Origin of the sequence: Vibrio sp. 10N.286.52.C3 (genome assembly GCF_041468865.1) — a bacterium.
In the GTDB taxonomy this organism is placed as follows: Bacteria; Pseudomonadota; Gammaproteobacteria; order Enterobacterales; family Vibrionaceae; genus Vibrio; species Vibrio crassostreae_C.
In genome coordinates this window covers 76,027-102,084 of record NZ_JBFRJM010000054.1, presented here as the reverse complement: position 1 = coordinate 102,084, position 26,058 = coordinate 76,027, and the positions used below count along the sequence as shown (strand labels likewise).

The window sequence follows — 26,058 nt, the reverse complement described above, 5'->3', positions numbered from 1 at the left end:
ATGAATAAAACAAAAGGGGTTAGCCGAAATAGCTAACCCCTTTTTTATGCGTTATTAATAGCACTATTTGTTAAAGCGATCTATTTGCTAAGGAAAGCTTAAGCTGAAGGTTGCTCTACAGGTTTAGTGTCTGCAGCTTCTGCTTCTGGAGACTTGCCTGTTTTACGCTTGTACTTCTCTTCCCAGTAAGTTGCACCTTTAATGCCTAGTTTTACAGGGTTGAATGTGTACTCAGTTACGCCTTGTTTCTGCTGTTCTTCGTAGTCAGCTAGAGCTTTAAGCGCAGGCTTAGACATGAAGAAGATGATCAGAATACCAACGATGTTTAACCATGCCATCAAGCCAACACCAACATCACCCATTGCCCATGCAAGGTTCGCTGTTTTAACTGTGCCATAGAAAACGGCAGTGATAAGAACAAGCTTAAGTACGAACATCATGCCAGGGATCTTGATGGTACGACGTAGGTAAGCAATATTCGTTTCTGCAATGTAGTAGTAAGCAAGAATCGTTGTAAATGCGAAGAAGAACAGAGCAAATGCGATGAATGGCTTACCAATGCCTGGTAGTGCACTTTCAATAGCAAGCTGTGTAAATACAGGACCATTCGCACCAACGTTTGCTGCTAGGTTCTGAACAAGGAATACACCCTCAGCACCGCCGTGAACGTTGTAAGCACCAGTGATGATGATCATGAACGCTGTAGCTGAACATACTAGAAGTGTATCGATGTAGATAGAGAACGCTTGTACTAAACCTTGCTGAGCTGGGTGATCAACACTTGCAGCCGCTGCCGCGTGAGGACCAGTACCTTGACCTGCTTCGTTTGAGTAAACACCACGCTTAACACCCCAACCAATTGCAGCACCGAAGCCTGCCATAGGTGTGAATGCATCACCAACAATCATTGCGAAAACAGTTGGCACTTGGCTGATGTTTAGCAGAATGATAACGAACGCGATGATGATGTAAGCCAATGCCATGAAAGGAACAACGATCTGTGTGAAGTTCGCAATACGTTTAACACCACCAAAGATGATGAAAGCAAGGATGATAGCAACAACAGTACCGGTGAAAATTTTAGCGAAACTGAATGTACCGACAGCTGTTTCAATCATGTCACCTGAACCAAATGCAGCTTCTACAGCATTACCAATACTGTTTGACTGAACACCTGGAAGCAAAATACCACATGCAAAAATAGTCGCGATTGCGAAGATCCATGCGTACCACTTCTGACCCATTGCTTTTTCAATGTAGTAAGCCGGACCACCACGGAACTGGCCTTCGTCTTCTTCTTTGTAGATTTGCGCTAGCGTAGATTCTGCATAAGCAGTCGCGGCGCCAAAGAAGGCTACAACCCACATCCAGAATACTGCACCTGGGCCACCGAAACCGATAGCGGCAGCAACACCAGCAATGTTACCTGTACCTACACGGCCAGATAGCGAAACGGCTAGAGCTTGGAAAGACGAGATGCCTTTTGATGAGCTTTTACCCGATAGTAGCAAGCGCCACATTTCAAAGAAGTGACGGATTTGAACAAATCGAGTCATGATGGAGTAGAACAAACCTGCACCTAAACATAGGTAGATAAGTACTGGGCTCCAGATTATTCCATTCAAAAAATCAACGAATGACTGCATGAGTATTTTCCCTGTTAGTTTTGCTTATGATTGTTTTTCGAACAACACAATACTTCACTTGTAACCCGAGTGTTAAATTATTTAACTGCCTATTAGGATTACTGTGACATAAAGCATGTTACAGGGGGGAGGTTGTTAACGCTTAGTGCTAATTTGATAATCGTTCCATTAAAATTGATATGCAATTAGTTGTTTTTAGTGTCGGTTTGTAAAGTGAATAAATAGTGATTAATACAAATTTTCGAAACTCACAATATGTGTCAGAAGGGAAAATAGAAGAAAAATGAGAGGAAACGTTGTTCAGTACTAATGACTGTTAACACATTACGACGGTAAAGACGCAAGAATATATCACCGATATAGTGAAATTAGGCAGGTTTAAGGGGAGGTATTATTTAAAATGTCAGTAGTGATTTTTAGAACTTTCCGTAAGGATTACCGCAATCAGAAATCGTGAATCAATCGCCTGTTTTAAACGACTTTAAATCCTTTTCCAACCAAAGCTTGAGCGAACTCAGACTGAGTGTTTGGATCTCCGTGAATCAAATGTACCTCTTTGGGTGGCACGGTTATTTCTTCTATAAATCGATTGAGATCATCTTTATCAGCATGAGCAGAGTAGCCAGACATACTATGGATCTGAGCCTTCACCTCAACGTGTTGGTTATCGATGGAAACCTGTTTTTCTCCTTGTTGTAGCTCTCGCCCGAGCGTTCCGTGAGCTTGATAGCCTGCTAAAATCACATCGGTTCGTTTATCGGGAAGTAAGGTGGATAAGTAGTTCATTATCCTGCCGCCCTGACACATTCCAGAAGCTGCGACCACAATTGCGGGTTCACCTGTCGACTTGAGGCGGTTAACGATTTTCTTGTGCATTCTATGCCCATCAACAGTAATGCATTGCTCAAAAGCGAGTGGGTGACGTTTCAGTTCAAGGCGCTGCTTTGCTTCTTGTCCCCACAACTCTTTAAAGCGTCGGTAGGATCGCGTTACTTTATCTGCCATAGGTGAGTCGAGAATAATAGGAATATCGCCGCTGAGTTGATGCTCAAAGATCAGATTTTCGATATCAAACAGCAGTTCTTGTGTTCTGCCGATGCTAAAAGCCGGAATTAAAATAACGCCACCATCAAGCAGCGAACGATCAATGATCGCCTTCAAGCGCTCCGATCTCGTTGCAATATCGTCATGTTTACTGGTGCCGTAAGTTGATTCGATAAATAGGTAATCGGCTTGTCGTGGTGGCTTAGGATCTGGCAGTAGTGGTGTGTTACTTGGGCCTAAATCGCCAGAGAAGACTACCACCTCTTGGTTGGGTAACTTAATCTCGATATAGGCAGAACCTAAGATGTGCCCCGCAGGTTGAAAGCGAGCATACAGAGTATTTGGCCTATCATGATCCTTTCCGTTGTTTTGCTGTTTAGACGTGATTGGAAACCATTCCCCGTAAGGCTTGGGAGCAATTAACGAATGAATCTTTTTGAGTATCAGCTTCGACTGTTTATTGCTGAGTCCTTGCAGCTTTAAGCCATCCTCAATCATTAAAGGGGCAAGTTCAGCGGTGGCTTGCGTGCAATAAATCGGTTGGTTAAACCCACTGGCGAGTAACCAAGGTAATCGGCCAATATGATCAATGTGAGTATGGGTCAGCAGCAGAGCGTTGAGGTGGGATGTTTCAAATTCAATATCAAGAGGGCGTGCATCTTCTCCTTGAAGCTTTTTACCTTGAAGATCTAAACCTTGAAAAAGGCCACAATCGATGAGCACCGCTTGGCCTGAATCTCTTAGCTCGTGACAAGATCCTGTGACAGTATGTTTGCCGCCATGGTGAATCACTTCCATCGTTTACTCCCATTGCTCTATAAAGCCGTTAACGCCTGTTTTTATTTTGCGGATAAGCGCCAGCAAGTAAAACAAGAACAATGAGAGTTGCGATCGTTGAGTGTCTTTTTAAGTAACTGAGCGATGACTCAGTGGTTTCGTTGCGAGTTAGTTCGTAGAAGAACGATCTGAATCCAACTCTGTTTTTTGCTGCGCCTCTAAACGAGCCACTTCGGCATCAAGCTCTGCTATTTTCTCTGCCATGAGTGCGTGACAGCGATTGGCCAACTCTCTCGCATCGCTAAGCTTGTATCCGGATACATCGATAGGTTCCAACATCTCGGTGATCACAATGCCATTATTGGCACGATTAAAGTCGATCTTATTGTGCGTGGTGCTGGTACACATCGGGGTGATAGGCACACCAGCTTCGATTGCCATTCGGAAAGCGCCCGTTTTGAATGGCAATAGTCCACGCCCTTTACTACGGGTTCCTTCCGGGTAAACCCAAACAGACAGATCTCTCTGATGAATCGCTTCCGCCACTTGCTTGATGGTATCGCGTGCTTTGGACTTATCTTCGCGGTTAATCATGATGTTACCGGTGATCCAATACAGCAGGCCAAAGAAAGGCACGTACAACAAATCGCGCTTGCCCAATGAAACGGTGCGTGGTCTTAGCATTCCTGGATCGGTCACAAAATCCAATATGCTTTGGTGGTTAGAGATGTAGACGCTGTTTTCTGGTGTCGGGGCATTGTCTAGGCCGCGTTGCACCAGTTTTACACCGATGATCTTTTGGAGTTGGTTGAACCAACGACAGAAAACGTACACATGCTTGGGGTTCTTGGGGCTAAACAAGCAGTAAACAAAAGCACATAGAGTGGTGAAAATAATAAACACCGTAGCCAAAATAATACGAAGAACAGCAAGCACAATTCACTCCTTACTCACCGCAGATGGCAGTGATTAAATAGTTTTAGATGCTTGAAGTTTTCACTCTATTTAACCGAATTGCAACAATTAACTGTTATAGGGTTCTGTTTTTAGATCTTTATATAAAACAATGACTAACAATGGGTGTTTGACACGATTATCGAGCTTACACGTGTTCACCAGTAGCGAGGCATGTTCACCAATACTGTTTATTTGGATCCAACTCTTCTACCCATTCAGGATCTTGACGCGACTCTAAATAGAGTTGTAGGCCGTTATAGGACATGAAAGCTGCAGGGCCGCCGAGGTGCTCGAAATAGTCAAAATACTCATCTTCGAGAGCACAAAGGTGGGCTAAATCTTTAACCTTGTTAGCCAGCGCCCACTGAATGGCAAATACAGGCGCTATTGAGCCTGAAATATTCACCTCTTCGACGTTTGGGTTAAACATTGAATTAGCTTGCTCAAGCAGTATCTCTTCTTGTTCAGACTCTTGTTGTAGTACCTCTTCGACGATCTCCGAGCGCTTGGTATTAGAGACATTCTTGTTCAGCTTGGTGATTCGCAGTGCGTAGCTAAACCTTTCTGATGAAACGATGTCGACAAGCTGCGACAACAGCTCTTTGTCTACGCCTGCTGCCTTGGTGAAATAGTCGATACATGAATTGATTGAGGCATAACGAGTACCGTCAAACTCAAAGCCACTGGTTTCGTCGTATACCTCAAGTGGGATGTCATCAACCGACAAAGGCCAGCCTTTATAATCGACGCGTTGTTTGGCGATTTGATACATCTTCCAAGCGCTGCGCCCAAACCCACCGAGCGTCGAACCCGAGAAATCAGAATCAATAAGCTCTTGCTCCGTCCAGTTCTCGCCGATGCCAAGGTGCTTAGCGTACTTGTCTATCAGAGTGTGTTTTATCTGATCGCGCACTGACCAAATTGAGGTTAGATTCTTTGAATAGTTAATTCTCGCACACTCATTACAAGCCGGCAGTGCTATCGGTGAATGGCCTATCTTGGCAACAGCCTGCGCTGTCTTAGGGAATTCAACAAGGTTACTGGAAGGTTCACCACAAAACCAACAGGTGTGGCGCAGGTTGAACGGGGTGTCTATGTGTGAGTATGTGTTCATTAGTCTTTATCGGCTAGGTGCTTGAGGCGAGTTAATCATCTTCAAACAATTATCTCTGTTCGCACGTCAGCTTGCACCTTGTTTGTTTTTGTTTTTCTGACGAGATCAATTCGAGGTGTGACTAGCCTGATGAACTCATTAGGTGGATATTGATATAAAACAGTCACTAACGATAAATGCTGATTGGTGTGGCTGAACTTACATGAGCTGCTAGCAATCGCCTAAGCTCCCCATTACTATTGAGATAGACTCCTTACTCCAATAGCGCATATGTCCTCATCGATTCCTTTTTACGATAAAAATGCTCACACACTTTGCCAGCAGTACAACTCAGTGACCTTCGAGACGGTGCATAAAAACTGGCAAGCTTATTGGCCTTTAGTGGGCGATAAAGTACTCGATGTCGGTGCTGGATGCGGTCGTGATGCGCTATGGATGCACAAGGCCGGATCTGATGTTATTGCGATAGAACCAAGTGCTTCATTACGCGAACAAGGCTCGAAATATACAGGCCCAAGTGTTACCTGGATTGATGATTCACTTCCCTCGCTTAGCCGCACTGAAAACCTCGGAATGCGTTTTGACTTGATATTGGTCAGTGCGGTTTGGATGCATCTCGCTCCGTCTCATCGAGAGCGCGCATTTAGAAAGTTGTCTAACTTGCTAGCTCCAAATGGCAAGTTGGTGATCACTCTGCGTCATGGGGAGTTTCAAGACAGTCGACAAGGCTATGAAGTCTCGGTTGAAGAGCTCGAGCGTTTATCAAAAAACAGCGCCTTGTTGGTTCGTCATGTTGATGATAGCCAAGATACATTGAACCGCAGTGAGGTGTGGTGGCAAACCGTGGTGATGACACTACCAGACGATGGCTCCGGTGACTTGAACAAGGTGCGCCACATTATTGTGAATGACAACAAGTCGGCCACATACAAGTTGGCTTTGTTGAGAACTCTACTGAGAATTGCTGATGCGCATTCAGGCGCTGTGATTGATCGAACTGATGGGAAAATTTCTCTACCAGTGGGCTTGGTTGCTCTGTATTGGGTTAGGCAGTTTAAGCGACTGATTGATATCGACATAGAAGGCGCTGGGATTCAGCAAAATAGCAACACAACGAAGGGACTTGGGTTTGTAAGAGAGGATGGTTGGAATAAACTCAAACACTTAAGTGCTGATGATCTAGCGATAGGCGCTATGTTTCTCGGCGATGAAGCCAAGGCTCTACAAAAGCTATTTTCACAAACGATCAGCACCATTAAATCAGGACCTGTGACTTTCATTTATCAAGGCTCGAAAGACAACCGACTATTCGATATATACCCACCTCACAAACGACGGAAGAGCCGAGAATCACTGGTCATTGATAGTGAGTTCTTAGAAAGTTTTGGTTATTTTACTCTCGATGAAAGCCTGTGGGAGTGCTTTAGAATCTACCACTCGTGGATTGAACCGCTGGTGGTGAATCAATGGGTCATGGAGATGCAGCGTTTCGAGTTGAACCGACAGCGAAGCATTTCACTACAGACTTATCACGACTGCTTGGTATGGATCGATCAAAACCATGATACTCGCGATGTGCGTAAACGTGTCGAGCAACTTAGATCTGATCGTGCCGACATTGTCAGCGTGTGGAGTGGAAAATCATTAAAAAATGAGTATCACGTTGATCACTGTTTGCCTTTCGCTTACTGGCCAAACAACGATAAGTGGAACCTCTTTCCTACTACAAGCAAAGAGAACTTAAGTAAAAGTGATAAAGTTCCTACGGCTGAAAAGCTGCGCTCGTCTAAGTCGAGGATTCTAGAGTGGTGGCAACTCGCTTGGAACGATTCGGCTCATTTTGAACAACAATTCTTTTCAGAAGCCGCGCTTTCGTTACCTAACATCCCTGCGCAGTGTCGAGACTTTGAAGAGGTGTTCGATGCAATGGGCTTGCAGGTACGTGGTGTAAAAAGCAGACTGCTGATTAGTGAGTGGCACTGATCATTAAGTGGGCTAGTTATCCCAAATAACCCTCAACAAACTAATCATCGAGAACATAATGAAATACATCGGAATTGATGGCTGCAAGTCGGGTTGGATCGCTTGGATTGTCTCTGACAATGAGATACCTGCGTTTAAAGTGGTAAACACCCTCGATGAGCTAGCGAGTGATCTTATCGGTTCAACGGCGCTTATCGATATGCCTATTGGTTTTAGTGATGCAAAAACTCCAGATCGCTTGTGTGACAAAGCAGCAAGGCGTTTTCTAACCAGCAAACGTGGTTCTTCGGTGTTTCCGGTTCCGTGTCGTGAGGCGGTTTACCAAACCGATTACATTGCGGCGTGCAGTGCCAATGTGGAGCAGCTTGATAAGAAGTTTTCTAAACAGACTTGGGGAATTGTGCCCAAGATTCGCGAGCTTGATGAGCTCATTGAAACTCATCCCAATCTTTCTATCAGGGAATCACATCCTGAAGTGGTGTTTGCAGCTTTGAAAGGCGAGCCGCTGACGTTTTCAAAACGAATGCCAGAAGGCAAAGAAGAACGGCTTTCTATTATTCAGCAACTCGCCCCTCAATGGTGTGACGGCTTGTCGTTGGCCATTTCAAACACTAAACGTAAAGACGTCGCGATAGACGATATTTACGATGCGTTCGTACTTATGTTGGTTGCCTATTACGCTCCGCAATTATCGACCTTACCTGAGCCTTCTGATGTTGGTGGAGAAGCGGATGTCGACCAGAATGGACGAATTCGAGAGATTGTCTATTGGGATAAAACGCGCTAACAAAGCGGGCGCTCAACTTGGCTTAATATGTTATTTTCCAACTCTGCTACTTTTCACTCTTACTATTTTTGAGTCTTTGATATGAAACGTTTTATTGTCGGCTTGCTGGCCACTGTGCTCAGTGCAGTGAGTTATGCCCAAGTCGCTCCTATATCTCAATGGCAATGCGACATGATGAAAAAGAACAATGTCTTGAGTAGTGGTGCGCCCGTTGGTTGTGAGCGACTATCCAAAGTGGATTTCGATTTCATTAGTTTCAAAGGGGAAACGCAACAGGGCAATATGATCGTGCTTGATGTTATTGCGCCTGCTGTTGAACAAATCTTTTCAGAGCTCAAACAGCGCAATTTTCCTCTTCATTCCGCTCGCCTAATGCGTGAATTCAGAGGTGATGATAGCGCCTCAATGGATGCGAACAACAGCAGCGCCTTTAACGCTCGTCCTATTACAGGCGGAGGAGGTTGGTCGAAACATGCCTATGGTGTGGCAATCGACATCAACCCAGTTCAAAACCCTTTCTTAGAGTTTGATAGCAACGGAAGAATCACGGTAAAGCCTTCACAATCTGCGACTCGTTATGTGAACCGTACTCGTTTTCGTGCTCGTGATGAAATTGAACGCCGCGGCATGGCTGAAGATGTGGTGGAGCTGTTTGCCCATCACGGATTTATGATCTGGGGAGGGGATTGGAATAGCCCAATCGATACTCAGCATTTTGAGGTTGGATCAAGAAAGTTCGTTAACCAACTGCTCTCTAAACCACAACCTGAAGCCGAGGTGTTATTTGAGCGCTACGTCAAATCTTATCGACAGTGCTATCTCAAAAATAAAGGTGAGGACGCAGAAAAAGCTCGCGCTATCTGTGCAAAGAAAACAGTCGGGACTTTTTAGTGCTATGTTTATCTAGAACCGTTTGTGTTTTAGCAAGTTAAACTCGCTTCAGGTGTGTTTTGAATAGCTAAGGTCAGCGCTCGTCGTTGGCCTTTTTTGTATTCATTTCTTCAATAGAACACCGAGCATTGAAAAGGTTATTGGGTATCCATTAGTCAATAATCGATAAGCGAATGCAGCGCAAAGTCATCGGTTTGTCATTTAAAAACTCATAGCGTTAACGTTATGTGAGAACCATTGCTGGTGGGGGAATTCTTCGCGCAAACGCCAGTATTATTAGTGAACTGATCACAACGGACCAACTAATGAAAAAGATACCTTTGGCTCTAACTCTTTTAAGCACTCTACTTTTTTCACAATACACTTTGGCTACTGACACTTCACCTACCACTCAAAATCCCACTTACGAACTCGATGGTAAGTCGGTATTAGGTCGCACTGAGAACGTGTACCTATCTAGCGTTCAAGGGCTAAAAGACGTTCCTTTCATTGGTAAAATTGATACCGGTGCGGAAACCACTTCTATGCATGCTGAAGACATTCATGTGAAGAGCTCTAATCCCGATTACCAAAATCTCAAAGACCAAGAGTTGATGGCGGCGTTAACCGAAGACCTGTTGAACAATTCCGATGTTGATTACGATGATTGGGATGGCAGTACCTTTGCGAAATATGAGGCTGTGGTGTCTTTTAAGGTTCAAAACCCGCGGACGGGAGACATGGTATTAATCGAAGCGCCTTTAGAGCGTGTCAGCATGATACGCAGCCGCACCAGCAGCACGCCTTTGCTTCGCCCTACCGTAAAAATGTCGCTCACCATTGCAGACCAAGAGCTAAAAACCGACGTTAACCTGACCGACAGAAGCCACTTCTCTGCGCCAGTGCTGATTGGTAAAACCTTCCTTGCGGATAACGCGCTGGTGTTTGCAGGTTATGACTATTTACAAGAGCAAGAGAACGCGACCGTTGTTGGCCGAAAAGAGGTGGTGTCTATCTCTGGAATGGCGATGAACGCGACCTTCTCATTAAAAAATCGCTACAGCATTCTTCATGCAAAAGACATCGATATAGATAAGAAGAACAGTGAAGTGACGTTTGATATGTTCGACAACGACGGCAAGCAAAAAGAGATGACATTGCCGTTGGTTCGTATGTTAAGCGTGAGCGGTAAGAAGAGACCTTTGGTGTATGTGCCTGTTCAACTCGATGAAAACACGACTAAAGACGTTCTGGTGTACCTAAGTGAGCGCTCGAGTAGTGAGTCGCAGTTGAGATTTGGAACCAACACCGCCAGCGAACTCTTCATGATTGACACCAGTGCTGAGAATATTTTATTAGAAGGTTCAGAGAACTTTAGTGATGTGGCTGAGTCTGGTGAGCCTATGATTATCTCGCCGGAAGAGGACATCACCCTAGATGACTTCCCGCTTAAGGCTGTGGCTTCTTTCACTGTCAATACACCTTTGCTGAAGGTCGACAGTTTTGAAATGACAGGTAAAGGCAAAGATGCTTCCGTTGAATTTTATCTTACGGATGTAAATGGTGAGAAGCAGAAGGTGACCAAGCCAATTATTAAGAAGCTTAAAGTCGGGGATGATACTCGCCCTGTTGTAAGTGGTGAGTTTGCGGTGTCTGGAAAAGTGCGTACGCAAGAGTTCGCCATCGACGTGCTCAATACAAATGAGAAAGAAGCGTACTTTATTTTAGGCAAGAAGATGGCAAAAGAGGGCGTTTACGTTAATACGCGTTCTGATTACCTTCTGAAAGCCGAACCACTGTTTAAAGTTGGGCATATTGAAGTAGTAGAAGTGAACGGCATGAAGTTCCCGGCCAAGCTCGACACTGGCGCGGATGTAAGCTCAATGAACGCAGTCAACATCAAACGATTTAAGAAAGATGGCCAAGACATGGTGAGCTTTACTTATCAAAACAACCAAGGCGATAAGCAAGATTTCACCAAGCCAGTGATTGATGTAATGCGCATTAAAGCTAAGAAAGGCGAGAAGGTGAACATTCGCCCAGTGGTAGAAATGAAGGTTAAGTTGGGTGACTTAGAGAAAGAGGTGAGGGTAAACCTTCAAGATCGCTCTCGCTTTGAATACAGCATGATTCTAGGTAAAAACTTCTTAAAGCACGGCGCAGTAGTGAGTAGCGATGAAGATTACTTGTTAGGTGATGTGGAGTAACCCCTAACTAAGTTTGTAATAGAACCGTTCCAAACAGCCACACATTTCAGTATTGGGATGTGTGGCTGTTTGTTGAGAGCTCTATAAAGTACATCAAGTTCTATCTTCTCTAGAGGGGAATGATCTAGTTCTTGCTCAAATTCAATTTGTTAAGCATGGCAATAGAGTTATCAAAGATAGCTTCGGTTATGTGTTTTGGGAAACCTTCAGGCAAGCGTGCGGCGAGGCGCTCAATTGCTTTGGGTAATTCAGTTTGCATGTCATCCAATATGCTTTGCATGCTATCAGAATTAAAGCCAACTGAATGGGCTGTATCAAGAAAGTGGCGAGAGTAGATCTTGCTTATTTGGTACTTCTTACCACGACTTGCTTTTAATCCCATTGCTAACTTTAATTTTCTTATGTTTAGTCCTTTTTTCCCCGTGATAGGGTAAGCAGACAAAATGTCATAAAATGGTGTTAAGCGATAACTACCTTGCTTTTCAATAAATATTGAATAGTTCTTTGCATGCCCATCAATAGCGCCTATAGCCCATTGGAAAACTTGAAACTTCATGAAGTTATATCTGTCTTCCAGTGCATTGGATGAGCCTTCAAGTAGCTTCATAATATCGGCGATTCCGGGGCCTCCATCACTTTCGTATTTTATCGATGAAGGGATTCCTTTGGCTTGACAGATATCTTCCTGAGGAAGGCGCAGTAGGTGTGTACGATCCTTAATCCAACGTCTATCAAAACGCTCAACAGCAATGGCTTTATAATTATGGGTTGTGATGATCTCGACGGTCGGAACATCAAACCCCAACTCTCTAGCTAACTCAATACAGATGAACTCATTCTCGACACTTTCAGTCAGATCTAGAATAGATGTGGGCTGCTTAATCTCACCAATAGGTAGCTTAATGATATGGCTTGTAGGTGTATTCCCTTTAGGCAAACACCAATCTCCGTTCAACCTTAGCAATGCTGTTTTTTCTTGAGCGCCAGCAACCGATATTCGGAAATCATCTTCTTCCTTAATCATACCTAATGGAATATTGGAATGATGGGCTGCTAAGATTTTTTCAAGCCGAGATTCGTCAAGAAGTTCGTATGACAGTTTGTTCTCGATATAGGGTTGACTTGGAGGGAGCAGAGCAATGGCACCAACGCTGTCTTTGCCAATTTCTTTCAGAAGATCAAAAGGTTGATTTGAAGCCGTTTGATAGCGTGCAACAATCCTATTACGTATAGCAATATTGTCTGGTAGCAGGTTGTCAAAGTAGTTGATAACGGCATCAGAAGTTATCGTAGGTATTTGTAGTTTAAGGGATAAAGATAATGGGCGAGATTTGTCGTTACTGAGCCAAGACTCATTATATTTAAATTCGTGAGAGCCATTGTTTTGCTTTGTGAGAGTACCGACCAACTCACCATTCATGTAGGCATTAAGTTGTTGCATTACCAATCTTCCTCATCAACAGTGCTTTGACTATTTTTTGCATCTTTGGGTTCGATTTTAAGGGTGAGCTCTAATGCTTGGATAAGCTTGAACATTGTTGAAATAGTTGCCTTTTCTGGTCTATTTTCAAAGTTCGAAATGGTTGCTTGTTTTATCCCTACTTTTTTTGCCAGCTCAGACTGAGTCCACCTATTCTTTTGGCGTATTAGCAGTAAAGTATTGGCTAATTGTTGTGGGCTATAAATCACAAGTTGTCACTCCTTACTATGATGTTTTATCCCCATTAGAGGATATTGGTCGTGCTATCCCAACAAAGGGATATATGTAACTTTATACCTTGTAGGGGATATTGCAAGTTATATACCTTGTAGAGGATAAAGTAGGATTATCAAAGCCTTTAGCTTAAAGAGGTATTGCAAGAAGGTGGATGCCAGCCTTTGTTAGACTTGTCGCTAAGTTCTTTTGCGATTGGCGATTATCCATGCGGGTAAGGTGAGGTGATAGTTACACGTAAGTAGATCAAATATGCCACACAAGAGATAATTAGAAATACTGACTTTGAAGCGCAACGAGATGGTTCTAAACTAAAGTTATGGCAATCAAAAGCACTTACACTGTGCATCACCCTGTGAGTGAAAACACAGGTGATTAAGAAATAAATAATGGTAACGCAAGGTATTAGCATCATCCAAGTTGGATGTGTGGAGGCTACGTTTGATTTATTTACGGCTTTTGAAGGTGTGTTGAAAGCGAAAGTGCAAGGTGGCGCGTTTAGTATCTGCTTTTAGTACTAATAGCATAATTAATGATTATAAATACAAAAAGGGCGATAACTCAGTGAGTTACCGCCCTTTCCAAACGTTTGGTGGGCTGGCGTAAGTTGAATTTAATCTTTAACTTAATGATTTATATTGATTAAGCTTTTATTGTTTTTATTTTGGAATACCATTTGGAATACCATTTGGAATACCATTTGGAATACCATTTGGAATACTAAGTGTTTTTGTGATCTTGAAATTGCGCAATGTCTAAAAAGTTGTGCTGAAAGGTAATTGGACAAAACCGAGTCAGCGCCTTACCTAAATTAGTATTTAATGGATTATCTTCGGTATCACAAAACCTTTAGCCTAGAGTCAAATTTACTCATCCACTACACAATGCTAAGTTTGTGCTCAACAAGCTTAGAGAGGGCATGCTGAGCCATCGTCCTACTTTATGGTCGCAGTGGTAGCCCTTTCAGCTGGCTTGTTGCATAGCGACAAGCCAGTTGGATAAGAGCTTTAACTGAGCATTTTATCGCTCCGCTTTTACGGCAAGATAAATACCTGTCCCATAAAAAGGTAGCCCTGTAAACAGCATTGCAAAAAAACCATTACGAAGGCAGTAAAGGTATAAGTCATTTAACCATATTTGGTCTGTGTTTCCTGACATGTAAATCCTTTTTAGCAAACCACCAATTTCTTCAGTAGCCCAATAACCAAATCCTAGTCCTGTTATAGTTCCAAGTATCAACCAAAACCATCCAAATGTACTCATAAAAATCTTCCTATCTATCTAATTATACCGCTGCTAAAACCATCAACGTTAAGATTGATGGTTTTGAATTTGGTGTTCGGCGTAGTTATAAAATTGATTCTAAGCTGGCAGTTTTATAGCTCTTAATTAGTTTTGAGTTATTATTCCACTCAAAAACCGTATCTTCATTGATATTTTTTTGACCAGGGAGTGGTGGGATAAACACATAGTGATAACGCCATACTTCTACTGTTCCAAACATTTCCTTTTTGCTTGGATAACCAAACTCAGAAATTATTTCATCCTTTGTGGTATTTGGCGTGTATTTGCTCAGTTGTTGCTCAGTAATTTCTACACCTGTTGTGTATGAGAGTGAGTTCGTTATCGAGCTAACGGCAGTCGATTCACAACCTGTCACGCCAAGAGCTAATACAGCTATAAAGGCCGTAAGCGGCTTTTTCATTCTATATCTCCAATTTATCAATTAATAAAAGTAATGCGATTGTTTACTTTGTGTAACATTGAAGTGTTAATTTTGTCATTTACAGGCGGCATAGTAAATAACTTTTATCCATCAATAACCTACATAAATACTGACAAACCTCGGCTTTGTTGCGTAATTAAATTTAGAGATAGAGCTCCATTCCGTATGCTTTTTAGACAATACGACAAATTTCAGGTATTCCTAACCCAAAAAGCTTGTTCAACGCGTAAGTTTCACCAACCTATGGCCTTTTAATTTCTTAAGCTTAATTATCCCCCTAGCAACTGTTTAACTCGATACATTGCCGTTTCTGAGAGTGAGTGTCTGTTGTATTCCCCGGTGAAAAGCGAGATTCAAAATAAAGGTTTTGAGCGTTCAATTCCTGCTGGGTTTTTGACATACCCTATTTCTCAGGCAGCAGATATTTCGGCTTTCAATGCCACTCTCGTTCCTGTTGGGGATGATCAGTTACCTATGCTTGAACAAACTAATGAAATTGTGAGGAAAGTTAACTCACTCGCGGGAAAAACGGTTCTTAATGAATGCCGTCCCCTCTTAAGTAAAGCCTCACGGCTTCCTAGTACGGACGGGAAAAACAAGATGTCCAAAACGATGGGAAATGCTATCAACCTTGGCTCATCAGAGAAGGAGATCAGCGTTGCTGTAAAATCAATGTATACCGACCCGAATCACTTGAAGATTGAGGATTCAGGTTGTGTTGAAGGAAACGTTGTTTTTACGTATCTCGATGCATTTCACTCAGATAAGAACTATGTCGGCCAATTGAAAGAGCATTATCAACGTGGCGGTCTTGGTGATGGAACTACAAAAAAAATACTGGAGGAGTGTTTGCAGGACATGCTTCGCCCTATAAGAGAAAGAAGAGCGGAATATCTAAATGATAAAGCCCAACTCGTTGATATCTTGGCGAAAGGAAGCCAAGTATCTAGGGAGAAAACTGAAAAGGTACTTTTTGATGTCAAAGATATATTTGGACTGAATATTCTCTGAATAGTTTATGCAATTCCCGCCACTGTAGGAAATCAGCGTGTTTTGAAAGGTTTTGGGAGTTTCTGAGCAGCGCTGTTCCGCATGCTCTCATAACTACAAGTATCGCAAACTCAGCAGTGAGATCCGTTGCTGAGTAATCGCACTAAGGTAGAAAGGGGCAGAGACGTTTTAGATAGAAGATTCTAAAGTGAAGAAAGGTGCTTCATGAAAGCAATCATTAGTGCGCTATGACATAGCTTGTAATGGCTTTCCCTATATATTCTATGAGTACATGATATTAAACAAAGGCTAGCAAGCTACTTGTCTAGCCTTTGTTGTGGTTCAATAATAGCTTGCTAGTCAAGTTAAAAGCTCATTTGTTTTTTTGACATCGTTTTAATTGTTTCTGGCTTGAGAAATCCAGATGGCTTTCGACTAGTACAGATAATCTCACTTGTTGAGACTGTGCCTACATATATGACCCCTTTATCGTCAATCATTGCCGCTATCAATCCTGCTGAGGAGATTGCTTTTGCGTTTGGTTCAGCTGCTACCTTTAGTGAGTCCCCTCTATACTCTATTATAATGTCCCCATCCTTATAGAAGCCAGTCGCCCAACTATTGTCACTTGGTGTTCGACCTTTCGTGATTTGTTTGTAATCTCCACCCATATTTTTCATTACAGATAATCTAGTAAAATGGTACAGACTTAAGCATGCTCCATACTCCTCGAACTTATTTTTTAGTTCCTGTTTCTTTGCGTTCTCATCAAAAGCTCCACCAGCGCACCCCGTGAGCACTATTACAGCTGTCAAAAATAATAATTTTCTCATTGTAAACTCCCGTACCTAATTTGGGTACATTGTAGTTTGTTCCTAATATCGGAACAATGAAAAAAACAATTCACTCTGCTGATTATCAAAAGCTAATTCATTGGTTAAAAGATGAAAGGCTAAAACAGAAACTATCAATGAGAGAGCTTGCTGCAAGGCTAGGCTGCCCTCATTCATTCATTGGCAAGATTGAACAAGGAGAAAGGCGATTAGATATAATTGAGTATTTATCCTACTGTGAAGCGTTAACTATCTCCCCACATTCTGGATTAGATCTGATTCTTAACAAGTAATTTATGCCCCCCATTTAGGCTCCAGTTAAGATATAAAAGAGGGATATAGGAATGAGACTTTGAGCGAATAGTTTTTGAACTAGAGAATTGAGTTCTAACCCTTGTGACACCTGAATCTCTCAATGGGATGACTATACGGAAACATATTAAACCTACCCATTTAACTGGGAGCTAAGCAAGCTCAAATCGACCATAGCTTTCAGCAAGAGCTCTCAGAGTCTCATTTATTCTCTGATGCTGATTTATTTAACCTAGAACCACTGAAAGCAATTTTACGTTTTGATAACAAGCTTTGTTTATCTCGCTTTGGCTTGGTCGCAACTTTCGCTTGGTAGCTGGTATGCTCGAAAAAATCACAGTAATCACCCCAGCACTTAACTAGACGAATCCGCTCTAGGCGTTCTATATCGTTCTCCCCAAACCATGCCTTAAACGGTAATCGCTTGAGTGCGTTTCGGATCTTTCTCTTTATCGAGCCACTTTCTTTGTGAGCCCATGGGCTGGCGTCAAACATGATCGTAATGTGGTAGTGCTTGCCGTTGGCGGTGACTTCTTCACACCCTCGCCAGATGCACGGTGTGATTTTTATGCTTTGAAGCTGGCGGTTAATCGGCTTGATAACCTCGCTCATGGTTTTGAGTCGGTGCTCTTTAACTGTCTTTGATCTTATGGTGAGCATAATGCCTACTGGTAGCCTAAAGCTCTCTAGTAGTGGCTCAAACGTATTACTAAGCCTTTTAAGCTCACTAGTAAAACAAGCTCTAGGGCTGCCGTCTAAGCCGCTTGTGAGTATCGGTAAATACTTACCTGATACAGGGCTTTTGAATGTGGTTTGTATGGTTTGGCTAGGCTTGGATTTCGCTAGCTTCCGTTGAGTGGCTTTGTTGTTGGGTAGGTGGCAGGTGATCTCTGCTAATACGCTTGAATGCTTGCGCAGTGCTTCAATGCTCCAAACGTTCTGCCCTTGTTTAGCCTTGGTTGGCTTGGGTAGAGATCCATCTTTGCTCATTCGTTTGATTGTGCTCTGGGATACGTGGAGCAATTGGCTTAAACATTTGGTGGTGAGCATAATCAGCCAATAGAGCCCCATTGCAGGGGCTTTGTCCTTTATTTTTCAAATAGCTTTTGGGCGTTCTGAATATCTTCGGGTGAGCGGGTGGCTACTGCTAGTTTTAGTGCCTCTAGTATCTTTTCCCCTCGGTACTGTCTGGGATAGATTGTTGGTGGTTCAATTCTAAGTAGGTAGCACTGGTTAAGCACACTGGCGAATTTATTGTCAGAAAGTAGGGCTTTCACTGGCTATTCTCCTTTCGATACGAGGGATTCTAACCACTGGTTTATTTCATATGCTCGCCAGCCTACTGCACGTTCACCGAGCATAATTTGTTTGGGAAAAGTTCCCGCATTTATGCGTCGATAGATCGTTGGGCGTGAGAGCCCCGTTAAACGGATTACTTCTGGAAGTCTGAGAATTGATAGCGGGGTAAAGCGATCTGCATTTGACATGTGGTGTCTCCATTGATTAAGAGACACCATTAAAGATCATAAGGTATTAGTGCTCACGGACAGAACTTAAACAATAAAAATTGCTTAGTTGTCCTTGAATGTATCGGCTTTTATTTCGAGTCGTGCAAGCATCCTTTGAATAGAGTTTGGTTCAGCCCTCCCATCGTGCATTATCCAACTAATAAACTCGATAAAACTATTGCTTGGGAGCTTTTCATTTGCCTTAACATCAAGTGTCCCGTGAGTGTTTAACCACCAGCAAACCAGCATAAGTGTTAGGTCTAAGTCCTTTTTATGCTTTTTGGTTTGGTTGTTTATTTGGTCGATGGGTACTGTTTTAATTATGTGGCTGTCCGCAGGGATAGGCATATCTTGGATATTACAAACCCATTGAGTATTACCGCTGTCATAACGTAGCTTAACGACTTCATAAGTTGCTAGCGGCAGTGCTGCATCAAGACCATGCTCTAGTGCCGAGCTTAGCATTGCTAGAGGTGCGATAGCAGCTTGATAGCTTTCTTCTGCCATATGACGAATAGGGCTTAGCGTGTCGACTTGAAAGTGATTTAATGATTGCTCAAGTGTTCTGATGTCTTTGTCTACGTCATTTTTCCTGTCTAGCAACTGCTGAACAATATCAAGACGAGGTTTGCGTGATGCTTCAAGGGATAGTTTTACCATTTGGGAGTCAGCGCTATACCATCCGAACTGCTCATACTCTTGAAAAAACGATTTAGGTAAAGTGCTATTCATTGCAAACAACCTTAAGTGATTTATAACCAGTGATAGACAACGTGCCTTGTGATGCTTGGATAATATGCTCGCTCCACCATTGCATCATTGGGCGTCTGCGCTCTAAATAGTCGGTGCGGTTGTATGCTCGTCTCACTTCGTTTTTATCAACGTGGGCGAGGGCTGCTTCGACCAAATCAGAATCATACCCTTGCTCGTTAAGTGTGGTACTGGCAATAGAACGCAAGCCGTGACTTACTAAGCGCCCAGCAAAGCCCATGCGCTTCAGGGCAGCATTTGCTGTTTGGCTGTTGGTTGGCTTTTTCGGATCACGGTCAGCAGGAAATACATAGTCACGATGTCCGCTGATCGATTTCATAGATTCCAAGAGCGCTAACATTTGAGGCGTTAGTGGGATGGAGTGCTCTTTGCGCTTTTTCATACGCTCCGCAGGAATCACCCACTGATTATTCTCAAAGTCGATTTCTTCCCATCGTGTGCCTGCCGCTTCATTAGGGCGAGTCATTGTGTGCAGTTGCCACTCAATCAGCGAGCGAGTGGTGCGCTTAATACTGGCGTTGGCTATTGCTGCCATTAGTTCAGGTAGCTCAGCAGGTGCTAAGGCTTTCATGTTTTCTTTCTTTGGCTTTTTAAAAGCAGCTCGAATACCTGAAAGTGGGTTTGCTGGTGCGAGCCCACAATTGACGGAGTAGTCCATCACTTCGTTAAGCCTTTGAGTGACACGCTTTACGGTTTCTAAGCTTCCTTTTGCTTCTACTGGGCGAAGCAACTCTATCACCATTGGAGCGGTAACTTGGGTAACTGGTGTTTTAGCGAGTGTTGGGAATACATACAGCTCAAGAGAACGCCAAATATCTTTAGCGTAGTCTGCAGTCACATCATTACGCTTTATATCGAACCAGTCCGAGGCAACATTAAACAGAGTGTGCTCAACAATAGCGGCTTGCTCCTTTACTGACTCGTTTCGATGTTCTTTCGGATCAATTCCCTGCGCTAGTAGCTCTTTTGCTTCTAAAGCTATTTTTCGAGCATTGGCAAGGGTGAGGCTAGGGTAAGTCCCTAATCCTAGGTTAATGCGTTTCTTGGTTATCGGGTGGTAGTAATTGAGATTCCATTGAGTCGTCCCATTTTTTCTCACTCGAAACTGCAATCCATCGCCATCTGATAGGACGTAGTCTTTATCTTTGGGCTTTGCCGCTTTTAGTTCTTTGTCAGTAAGACGAGTTGTTTTACGAGCCATATACACCCCTAGAATTGCTGTTTAGTATTCCAATATAACGAGTTGTTGCTTGGAATACTAACTGGAATACTAAGAGATTGAGAGGGCTTGATATGTAATGAAATGCTACGAGAAGGGTAAAGTGTTGATATATAAAGGCTTTAGATGCAAAAACGGGACATCCTGAGATGTCCCGTTCCAAACGTTTGGTGGAGCTGGCGGGAGTTGAACCCGCGTCCAAAAATCATTCATCATTGGTACTACATGCTTAGTCGATCTTTAATTTCACCAGCAACCTGCGAACCGACACGCTAGTTAAAGGCTAACCTGAATTATAATTCGCGCTTTTCCTCTCAGGTGGGAGAAGCCACGCTAGCTAGTTTGGGTTTGATCTCTTATTGGTCCCCGTCTTACGAGCGGAAGCTAGGGTAAGAGAGCTCTGAGCAGGTTATTAAGCTGCTAGTGCGTAGTTTTCGTCGTTTGCGACTATTTTTTTGCGGCTTTTAACGTGGCCAACCGCCCCACGGCATGCACCTCAGACTTCAAAATTCCTGTCGAATCCTAAATCAGCCCCAAGTGTTATTTGCATATTACCAGAAAAGCTTACCCTGTCTAGCACTGTGCGTTTAAGTGCTTAAAATTAACGCAAATTACTCTTCATAATTCGTGCTTTATCTCTCGCCCAATCTTTTTCTTTCATATCAGTACGTTTATCGTGCAGCTTTTTACCTTTCGCAACGCCAACTTTAATCTTCGCCCAAGAGCGAGACCAGTAAAGTGCGGTTGCGACAAGTGTCATGCCTTCACGGTTAATACGACCGATAAGGTTGTCGAGTTCTTTTCTCGACATAAGGAGTTTACGAATACGTGTTGGGTTCGCCACGATATGAGTACTCGCTTGAGTTAGCGGAGTAATCGTCATACCACTGATGAATGCTTCGCCATCTCGGATGTATACGTAGCTTTCTGCGATATTGGTTTTGCCTTCACGTAGGGATTTTACTTCCCAGCCTTGTAGCTCAAGCCCCGCTTCTATCTCATCATCGATGAAATATTCGTGGCGAGCTTTCTTATTAAGCGCAATGGTATTACTACCGGCTTTTGATTTTGATTTATTCTTTGCCATAATGGCCTCATTATACGGAATGCGCCCTAGATGGGGAATCCTTTTTATTTGCGCTCTGGCCCAATACAATTAAAATTGCAGTTTGTGTTAATGTAACGCTGTCTTTAACAGGAGTCTATATGCCAAAGGTTACTCGTTCAGCATTAGTGTCTTTTAGTGCCGACCAGATGTTCAGCTTGGTCAATGATGTTGCTCGTTATCCTGAGTTTTTGCCAGGATGTTCTGGTTCTCGTGTGATCGAATCTTCAGATTCCGCGATGGTGGCTTCGGTTGATGTCTCTAAAGCTGGTATCAGTAAAACATTCACTACGTCGAATCGAATGGCGGATGGTGCTGAAATTTTAATGGAGCTGGTAGATGGCCCGTTTAAGAAGCTGGAGGGGGGCTGGTATTTCACTCCTCTAGACGACCAAGCATGTAAGGTTGAACTTAAACTAGAGTTTGAATTTTCTAGTCGAATGATTGAAATGGCATTTGGCAAGATTTTCAATGAACTGACAAGCAATATGGTCAGTGCTTTTACTCAACGAGCGAAACAGGTTTACTAAGCCATGACTATTGAATCAGATATGATCCACGTAGAAGTTGTGTTTGCGCTTCCACATGAGCAGCGTGTATTTACCTTAGTGGTAAATAAGAACGCGACCGTTGAAGAGATTATTGCGCAGTCTGGTGTTTTAGAGTTGTATCCAGAAATCGACTTGGCGAAAAATAAAGTTGGCGTATACAGCCGCAACGTTAAGTTAGATGCAACCGTTCGAGATAAAGATCGTATCGAAATTTATCGAGCACTGTTAGCCGATCCAAAAGAAATTCGCCGTAAGCGTGCTGAACAAGCGAAAGCGGCGGCTAAATCGTAATACCAAACAAATTTGAATGATAAAGAAGCTCGCATTAGCGAGCTTTTTTTCATCTGTTTGTTAGACAATACAGTCTACAGTCTACAGTCTCATTTGTTAGCAGATATTAAAAAGCCTGCTCATATGAGCAGGCTTTTGCGATTCTTGCTTTTGACTGGAAAGCTTTGTTAGTTGAAAGCTAGCGAAGGCTTTCGAAGAATTCATCACTGGCTTCAAAATCACCATTGATCGTCACTAAGGTGCCCGTTGCATCAAAGTTAACAACAAGATTTTTTTGAATCGAGTCTTCATGGCCTTTTGTGTGGTGGTAAATGTAGTACCACGTATCTGGGTAGCCATTTTCGATAAGCATAGGTGAGCCCATAACGTAACGAACTTGTGTTTTTGTCATGCCAAACTTGAGCTGATCGACAGCTTCCTGTTCAACATAGTTACCCTGATTGATGTCAATTCGATAAACCAACTTCTCTAATAGAGAGCAACCGGTCAACATTGTTAGTGCAAGTGGAACTGCAACTAACCACTTTTTAATTCGCATAGTTTGAGATCTTTCTTCGCTAAAATACTGCCTGATAATAAACAAGCTCCAGCAAGAAGTAAAAAGCTCCTTGCGCTTTGAGCTTGTTATGACTGGCAATTTTGAATTAAGTTGCAAAATTGCCAAGAATTTTCGGTAAATTATCAGAAAGTTGCCGAATATGTAACCTAAGCTGCGATTAATAACTCTTTTGCGTTGGCAAGCGTCGATTCGGTAATCTGGCTGCCACCAAGCAGTCGAGCAAGCTCTGAAACGCGTTGTTGCTCATCAAGCGTGTGCATTTGAGTCTCGGTTTTACCTGATTTAGTGTTCTTCGCTACAAAAAGTTGTTGGTGACCGCAACCGGCAACTTGAGGTAAGTGAGTCACGCACATAACTTGTGTCGATTCGCCCAGCTTACGTAGCATTTTTCCGACAACCGCAGCGGTTGGTCCACTGATACCCACATCGACTTCATCGAAAATCAGGCTTGGTGTATCCACTTTTTGCGCTGTGATCACCTGAATCGCTAATGAGATTCGTGATAACTCACCACCAGAGGCCACTTTCGCAATCGGCTGCATCGGTTGGCCTGGGTTGGTCGAAACAATGAAGGTCACGTTATCCATACCCAATGGAGAAGGGTGTGTGTTGGTGTTGTTCACTTCAATGGCAAACTGCGCTTTTTCCATGCTCAGTTCGTGCATGCTTTGCGTGATCAGCTTGTTGAGCTCTTTTGCGTAACGAGTTCGAGATTTATGAAGCTTCTCTGATTTAGCAACGAACGATTGGTATTGGTTTTCCACCTCGTTTGCCAGTTCTTCTAATTTTTCATCAGAGCAATCAAGCGCTTCAACTTGTTGTAGTAAGTCTTGATGGTGCTTATACAGCTCTTCAGGTAACACGTGGTGTTTACGAGACATCGACATTACTTTAGAGAAACGCTCCTCAACGTAAGCCATACGACCGGGATCAACATCAATGCTGTCTAGGTATGTTCTTAACTCGTTGTTGGTTTCTTCAATCTGAATAATGGCTTCGGAAAGCAAGTTTGGTAACTCGGCTAATCTTTCATCTAGCTCAGCTAGCTGAATTAAGGAGTTATTGGCCGATTGCAGAATACCAAGCGCATTAACTTCTTCGCCTTCATAAATAAGCTCGATAGCTTGCTGACAGGTTGTGGCCAGTTCTCCGCTATTGGAGAGGCGCTTATGCTCTTGTTCGAGGTCTTCATATTCTTCCTCCCCAATAGACAGCTCATTTAACTCTTTGATTTGGTATTCAAGAAGTTGTTTTTGAGCTTGGTTTTTCTGGCTATTCTCACGTAACTCTTTTAAGTGGTTATCCGCTTGTCGCCATGCTTGGTAAGCATTACGTGTCGATTTCAATAGGTTCAAGTGGCCTGCGTATTGATCAAGCATGGCCATTTGATAATCGCTTTTCATCAACTGGTGATGCGCGTGTTGACCATGGATGTTGATCAACAGTTGTCCAAGTGATTTCAATTGCGAAAGAGGGACAGGGCTACCGTTGATGAATGCACGAGAACGACCTTCTTTTGAGATGGTTCTGCGCAGGATGCACTCACTGCCATCAAGCAATTCGTTGTCTTCTAACCAGCGGGTTGCATGCAGATTGTTCTCAAGTAAAAAAGCGGCACTGACTTCGGTTTTTTCTTCACCTTGTCGAACCATTCCTGCATCGGATCTTCCCCCAAGACATAAGCCTAAAGCATCGATAGCGATAGATTTACCCGCACCAGTTTCCCCGGTGATTGTTGTCATGCCTTTAGATAGTTCTAGCTGTAAAGACTTAACAATAGCGAAATTATTAACACTTAAATGAGCCAGCATTTTTATTTACCTGTATAACTGAACAATACTGTATATAAGTTCAGTATATACTGTTTCTTTATACAGTAAAGTCGACAGGTGAAAATTTTTTGCGACCGTTATCAGAATTGAGGTTGTTCGTAGATCACTGAAACCGCTATAGATTCCCAACTCAGTCGTTCCTCCCTCTTGGGAGTGGAGGTATAAGGAACTGCAGAGAAGCTAGAGCCGACGGGCTTTTACTGGCAATAAAAAGGCTGACGAATGTCGTCAGCCTTTCAAATTTTCGGTTACCACTGGAGCGTTTATTCTTTTAGAACAGCTTACTCGACCAACCTAGTTTGTTACGTAGAACATGGTAGTAGTTGTAGTCTTTAGGATGGATCAACTTAAGTACATTCGGGCTTTGGTAAATGTGGATCTCATCGCCAGGAGAAACCGGTAGCGAGATTTGACCATCACAGCTCACTTCCTGAGTTCCACGGTTATCAGGCGATACGATCAGCTTGATACGACGCTTGCCATCCACCACAAGTGGGCGGCTTGAAAGGGTGTGCGGGAACATTGGCACGAGTGAGATAGCATTTAGGCTTGATGACAGGATAGGGCCGCCGCCAGAAAGCGAGTAGGCGGTAGAACCTGTCGGTGTTGAGACGATTAAGCCATCAGAGCGCTGTGAGAAGGCGAAGCTGTCATCGATATATACTTCGAACTCGATCATGTGAGCAACTTGGCCGGGGTGCAGTACAGCCTCATTAAGGGCTGCATTGTGGCTTTTTATCTGGCCGTGACGATGAATTTCCGTTTCAAGTAAGAAGCGCTCTTCTTCCATGAACTCGCCTTTGAGTACATCAGTAAGCGCACTCTGGAAGTTTTCAGGGTTGAGATCGGTTAGGAAACCAAGATTGCCTCGGTTAACACCAATCACTGAAATGTCGAAACGTGACAAGATTCTAGCGGCACCGAGCATATTTCCGTCACCACCGACCACAATAGCGAGATCGGCGCGTTTACCTAATTCAATCAGGCTAGAAAAATGTTCTTTTGGGATGTCGTCCAAAATAGTGGCGAGTCTGTCATCAACAAACACTTGATAACCCTCAGCACTTAACCACTGATAGAGCTCTCTATGAGTCTGAATTGCTTGCTGATCTCGAGGTTTACCGATAATGGCGATGACTTCAAATGGCTTTTTCATAACGTTTCCAAACGAATTAGGCTTGAATCAAAATTCTTCATCCCCATAATAAAGGCAAGTTGAACGTCTATGCGAGTGTTTTATATCAATTTGGGGCGCAAACACG

At 43.2% G+C, this 26,058-nt stretch carries 24 protein-coding genes, 1 other RNA gene and 2 pseudogenes; 8 read left to right on the top strand and 19 right to left on the bottom strand.

Annotation, left to right across the window (positions count from 1 at the left end):
• Positions 1 to 98 precede the first annotated feature (98 nt).
• The 4 genes from AB4138_RS17360 to AB4138_RS17345 all read right to left on the bottom strand — a co-directional run bounded on the left by AB4138_RS17360 (position 99) and on the right by AB4138_RS17345 (position 5,538).
• Positions 99 to 1,646, bottom strand: a complete 1,548-nt coding sequence (locus AB4138_RS17360) for a sodium:alanine symporter family protein (RefSeq protein WP_048669206.1) — start codon at positions 1,644 to 1,646, stop codon at positions 99 to 101.
• A gap of 471 nt (positions 1,647 to 2,117) precedes the next feature.
• Complete coding sequence (locus tag AB4138_RS17355) at positions 2,118 to 3,488, bottom strand: MBL fold metallo-hydrolase (RefSeq protein WP_372306990.1); 1,371 nt, start codon at positions 3,486 to 3,488, stop codon at positions 2,118 to 2,120.
• A gap of 147 nt (positions 3,489 to 3,635) precedes the next feature.
• The gene (locus AB4138_RS17350; RefSeq protein WP_065584647.1) at positions 3,636 to 4,403 is read right to left on the bottom strand and encodes a 1-acylglycerol-3-phosphate O-acyltransferase; all 768 of its coding nucleotides are present in this window, start codon (positions 4,401 to 4,403) and stop codon (positions 3,636 to 3,638) included.
• Positions 4,404 to 4,599: 196 nt separating this feature from the next.
• Positions 4,600 to 5,538 (bottom strand): hypothetical protein, encoded by a 939-nt coding sequence (locus AB4138_RS17345; protein WP_136974081.1) that lies wholly within the window; start codon positions 5,536 to 5,538, stop codon positions 4,600 to 4,602.
• Positions 5,539 to 5,808: 270 nt separating this feature from the next.
• Here AB4138_RS17345 and AB4138_RS17340 point away from each other — a divergent pair, with 270 nt between their 5' ends.
• From AB4138_RS17340 to AB4138_RS17325, 4 genes are all read left to right on the top strand, one after another.
• On the top strand, positions 5,809 to 7,521 hold the full coding sequence (locus tag AB4138_RS17340) for a class I SAM-dependent methyltransferase (RefSeq protein ID WP_372306987.1): 1,713 nt from the start codon (positions 5,809 to 5,811) through the stop codon (positions 7,519 to 7,521).
• 58 nt (positions 7,522 to 7,579) lie between these two features.
• Positions 7,580 to 8,308, top strand: coding sequence for a DUF429 domain-containing protein (locus AB4138_RS17335; protein ID WP_372306984.1), 729 nt, complete (start codon positions 7,580 to 7,582; stop codon positions 8,306 to 8,308).
• Between the two features lie 81 nt (positions 8,309 to 8,389).
• A complete protein-coding gene (locus AB4138_RS17330) occupies positions 8,390 to 9,199 on the top strand; it encodes a M15 family metallopeptidase (protein WP_136979526.1) in 810 nt (269 codons plus the stop codon).
• Between the two features lie 305 nt (positions 9,200 to 9,504).
• Entirely contained in the window at positions 9,505 to 11,385 is a 1,881-nt protein-coding gene (locus AB4138_RS17325) for an ATP-dependent zinc protease (protein WP_372306980.1), read from the top strand.
• A 124-nt stretch (positions 11,386 to 11,509) separates the two neighbouring features.
• Here the strand turns inward: AB4138_RS17325 and AB4138_RS17320 are convergent, their stop codons facing one another.
• From AB4138_RS17320 to AB4138_RS17300, 5 genes and pseudogenes are all read right to left on the bottom strand, one after another.
• Positions 11,510 to 12,826, bottom strand: a complete 1,317-nt coding sequence (locus AB4138_RS17320) for a type II toxin-antitoxin system HipA family toxin (protein WP_048658807.1) — start codon at positions 12,824 to 12,826, stop codon at positions 11,510 to 11,512.
• Positions 12,826 to 13,074 (bottom strand): type II toxin-antitoxin system antitoxin HipB, encoded by a 249-nt coding sequence (hipB, locus tag AB4138_RS17315; RefSeq protein WP_171732553.1) that lies wholly within the window; start codon positions 13,072 to 13,074, stop codon positions 12,826 to 12,828. The genes AB4138_RS17320 and hipB overlap by 1 nt, the downstream gene beginning before the upstream one ends.
• 1,045 nt (positions 13,075 to 14,119) lie before the next feature.
• A complete protein-coding gene (locus tag AB4138_RS17310; protein ID WP_372306976.1) occupies positions 14,120 to 14,362 on the bottom strand; it encodes a hypothetical protein in 243 nt (80 codons plus the stop codon).
• Between the two features lie 85 nt (positions 14,363 to 14,447).
• The gene (locus tag AB4138_RS17305) at positions 14,448 to 14,804 is read right to left on the bottom strand and encodes a hypothetical protein (RefSeq protein WP_372306973.1); all 357 of its coding nucleotides are present in this window, start codon (positions 14,802 to 14,804) and stop codon (positions 14,448 to 14,450) included.
• Between the two features lie 193 nt (positions 14,805 to 14,997).
• Positions 14,998 to 15,157 (bottom strand): annotated as a pseudogene (locus AB4138_RS17300) (IS5/IS1182 family transposase); the annotation flags it as partial.
• A 7-nt stretch (positions 15,158 to 15,164) separates the two neighbouring features.
• Here AB4138_RS17300 and AB4138_RS17295 point away from each other — a divergent pair.
• A pseudogene (locus tag AB4138_RS17295) lies at positions 15,165 to 15,836 on the top strand (tryptophan--tRNA ligase); the annotation flags it as partial.
• A gap of 344 nt (positions 15,837 to 16,180) precedes the next feature.
• On the opposite strand, the gene AB4138_RS17290 reads toward AB4138_RS17295, so the two are convergent.
• The gene (locus AB4138_RS17290) at positions 16,181 to 16,648 is read right to left on the bottom strand and encodes a hypothetical protein (RefSeq protein WP_372306971.1); all 468 of its coding nucleotides are present in this window, start codon (positions 16,646 to 16,648) and stop codon (positions 16,181 to 16,183) included.
• Between the two features lie 56 nt (positions 16,649 to 16,704).
• On the opposite strand from AB4138_RS17290, the gene AB4138_RS17285 reads away from it, so the two are divergent.
• Complete coding sequence (locus AB4138_RS17285; RefSeq protein WP_372187501.1) at positions 16,705 to 16,941, top strand: helix-turn-helix domain-containing protein; 237 nt, start codon at positions 16,705 to 16,707, stop codon at positions 16,939 to 16,941.
• A gap of 220 nt (positions 16,942 to 17,161) precedes the next feature.
• On the opposite strand, the gene AB4138_RS17280 is transcribed toward AB4138_RS17285, so the two are convergent.
• From AB4138_RS17280 to smpB, 6 genes are all read right to left on the bottom strand, one after another.
• Entirely contained in the window at positions 17,162 to 17,950 is a 789-nt protein-coding gene (locus AB4138_RS17280; protein WP_372306968.1) for a hypothetical protein, read from the bottom strand.
• 290 nt (positions 17,951 to 18,240) lie between these two features.
• Positions 18,241 to 18,447: an AlpA family transcriptional regulator gene (locus tag AB4138_RS17275; protein WP_102326965.1), complete on the bottom strand. Its 207-nt coding sequence runs from the start codon at positions 18,445 to 18,447 to the stop codon at positions 18,241 to 18,243.
• Between the two features lie 84 nt (positions 18,448 to 18,531).
• On the bottom strand, positions 18,532 to 19,200 hold the full coding sequence (locus AB4138_RS17270; RefSeq protein WP_372306965.1) for a hypothetical protein: 669 nt from the start codon (positions 19,198 to 19,200) through the stop codon (positions 18,532 to 18,534).
• Complete coding sequence (locus tag AB4138_RS17265; protein ID WP_372306962.1) at positions 19,193 to 20,440, bottom strand: integrase domain-containing protein; 1,248 nt, start codon at positions 20,438 to 20,440, stop codon at positions 19,193 to 19,195. Before AB4138_RS17265 ends, AB4138_RS17270 begins: the two co-directional genes overlap by 8 nt.
• A gap of 186 nt (positions 20,441 to 20,626) precedes the next feature.
• Positions 20,627 to 20,993, bottom strand: a transfer-messenger RNA (tmRNA) gene (gene ssrA / locus AB4138_RS17260).
• Between the two features lie 66 nt (positions 20,994 to 21,059).
• Positions 21,060 to 21,545 carry an SsrA-binding protein SmpB gene (gene smpB / locus AB4138_RS17255; protein WP_004735156.1) on the bottom strand — a complete coding sequence of 162 codons (486 nt, stop codon included), beginning with the start codon at positions 21,543 to 21,545 and terminating at the stop codon, positions 21,060 to 21,062.
• A 119-nt stretch (positions 21,546 to 21,664) separates the two neighbouring features.
• Here smpB and AB4138_RS17250 point away from each other — a divergent pair, with 119 nt between their 5' ends.
• Together AB4138_RS17250 and AB4138_RS17245 are read left to right on the top strand one after the other, a co-directional pair.
• The gene (locus tag AB4138_RS17250) at positions 21,665 to 22,093 is read left to right on the top strand and encodes an SRPBCC family protein (RefSeq protein ID WP_010438915.1); all 429 of its coding nucleotides are present in this window, start codon (positions 21,665 to 21,667) and stop codon (positions 22,091 to 22,093) included.
• A gap of 3 nt (positions 22,094 to 22,096) precedes the next feature.
• Entirely contained in the window at positions 22,097 to 22,405 is a 309-nt protein-coding gene (locus AB4138_RS17245) for an RnfH family protein (protein WP_016796754.1), read from the top strand.
• A gap of 178 nt (positions 22,406 to 22,583) precedes the next feature.
• Here AB4138_RS17245 and bamE read toward each other — a convergent pair whose 3' ends face one another.
• From bamE to nadK, 3 genes are all read right to left on the bottom strand, one after another.
• The gene (gene bamE, locus AB4138_RS17240) at positions 22,584 to 22,943 is read right to left on the bottom strand and encodes an outer membrane protein assembly factor BamE (RefSeq protein ID WP_010438918.1); all 360 of its coding nucleotides are present in this window, start codon (positions 22,941 to 22,943) and stop codon (positions 22,584 to 22,586) included.
• 167 nt (positions 22,944 to 23,110) lie between these two features.
• Positions 23,111 to 24,775, bottom strand: coding sequence for a DNA repair protein RecN (gene recN, locus AB4138_RS17235; protein ID WP_372306959.1), 1,665 nt, complete (start codon positions 24,773 to 24,775; stop codon positions 23,111 to 23,113).
• A gap of 292 nt (positions 24,776 to 25,067) precedes the next feature.
• The gene (gene nadK, locus AB4138_RS17230; RefSeq protein WP_017066747.1) at positions 25,068 to 25,952 is read right to left on the bottom strand and encodes an NAD(+) kinase; all 885 of its coding nucleotides are present in this window, start codon (positions 25,950 to 25,952) and stop codon (positions 25,068 to 25,070) included.
• Positions 25,953 to 26,058: the final 106 nt, after the last annotated feature.

Coding starts and splice junctions, on each gene's coding strand:
- AB4138_RS17360 (WP_048669206.1), bottom strand. CDS start 1,646: ATGCAGTCATTCGTTGATTTTTTGAATGGAATAATCTGGAGCCCAGTA.
- AB4138_RS17355 (WP_372306990.1), bottom strand. CDS start 3,488: ATGGAAGTGATTCACCATGGCGGCAAACATACTGTCACAGGATCTTGT.
- AB4138_RS17345 (WP_136974081.1), bottom strand. CDS start 5,538: ATGAACACATACTCACACATAGACACCCCGTTCAACCTGCGCCACACC.
- AB4138_RS17340 (WP_372306987.1), top strand. CDS start 5,809: ATGTCCTCATCGATTCCTTTTTACGATAAAAATGCTCACACACTTTGC.
- AB4138_RS17335 (WP_372306984.1), top strand. CDS start 7,580: ATGAAATACATCGGAATTGATGGCTGCAAGTCGGGTTGGATCGCTTGG.
- AB4138_RS17330 (WP_136979526.1), top strand. CDS start 8,390: ATGAAACGTTTTATTGTCGGCTTGCTGGCCACTGTGCTCAGTGCAGTG.
- AB4138_RS17325 (WP_372306980.1), top strand. CDS start 9,505: ATGAAAAAGATACCTTTGGCTCTAACTCTTTTAAGCACTCTACTTTTT.
- AB4138_RS17320 (WP_048658807.1), bottom strand. CDS start 12,826: ATGCAACAACTTAATGCCTACATGAATGGTGAGTTGGTCGGTACTCTC.
- AB4138_RS17310 (WP_372306976.1), bottom strand. CDS start 14,362: ATGAGTACATTTGGATGGTTTTGGTTGATACTTGGAACTATAACAGGA.
- AB4138_RS17305 (WP_372306973.1), bottom strand. CDS start 14,804: ATGAAAAAGCCGCTTACGGCCTTTATAGCTGTATTAGCTCTTGGCGTG.
- AB4138_RS17290 (WP_372306971.1), bottom strand. CDS start 16,648: ATGAGAAAATTATTATTTTTGACAGCTGTAATAGTGCTCACGGGGTGC.
- AB4138_RS17285 (WP_372187501.1), top strand. CDS start 16,705: ATGAAAAAAACAATTCACTCTGCTGATTATCAAAAGCTAATTCATTGG.
- AB4138_RS17280 (WP_372306968.1), bottom strand. CDS start 17,950: ATGAGCAAAGATGGATCTCTACCCAAGCCAACCAAGGCTAAACAAGGG.
- AB4138_RS17275 (WP_102326965.1), bottom strand. CDS start 18,447: ATGTCAAATGCAGATCGCTTTACCCCGCTATCAATTCTCAGACTTCCA.
- AB4138_RS17270 (WP_372306965.1), bottom strand. CDS start 19,200: ATGAATAGCACTTTACCTAAATCGTTTTTTCAAGAGTATGAGCAGTTC.
- AB4138_RS17265 (WP_372306962.1), bottom strand. CDS start 20,440: ATGGCTCGTAAAACAACTCGTCTTACTGACAAAGAACTAAAAGCGGCA.
- smpB (WP_004735156.1), bottom strand. CDS start 21,545: ATGGCAAAGAATAAATCAAAATCAAAAGCCGGTAGTAATACCATTGCG.
- AB4138_RS17250 (WP_010438915.1), top strand. CDS start 21,665: ATGCCAAAGGTTACTCGTTCAGCATTAGTGTCTTTTAGTGCCGACCAG.
- AB4138_RS17245 (WP_016796754.1), top strand. CDS start 22,097: ATGACTATTGAATCAGATATGATCCACGTAGAAGTTGTGTTTGCGCTT.
- bamE (WP_010438918.1), bottom strand. CDS start 22,943: ATGCGAATTAAAAAGTGGTTAGTTGCAGTTCCACTTGCACTAACAATG.
- recN (WP_372306959.1), bottom strand. CDS start 24,775: ATGCTGGCTCATTTAAGTGTTAATAATTTCGCTATTGTTAAGTCTTTA.
- nadK (WP_017066747.1), bottom strand. CDS start 25,952: ATGAAAAAGCCATTTGAAGTCATCGCCATTATCGGTAAACCTCGAGAT.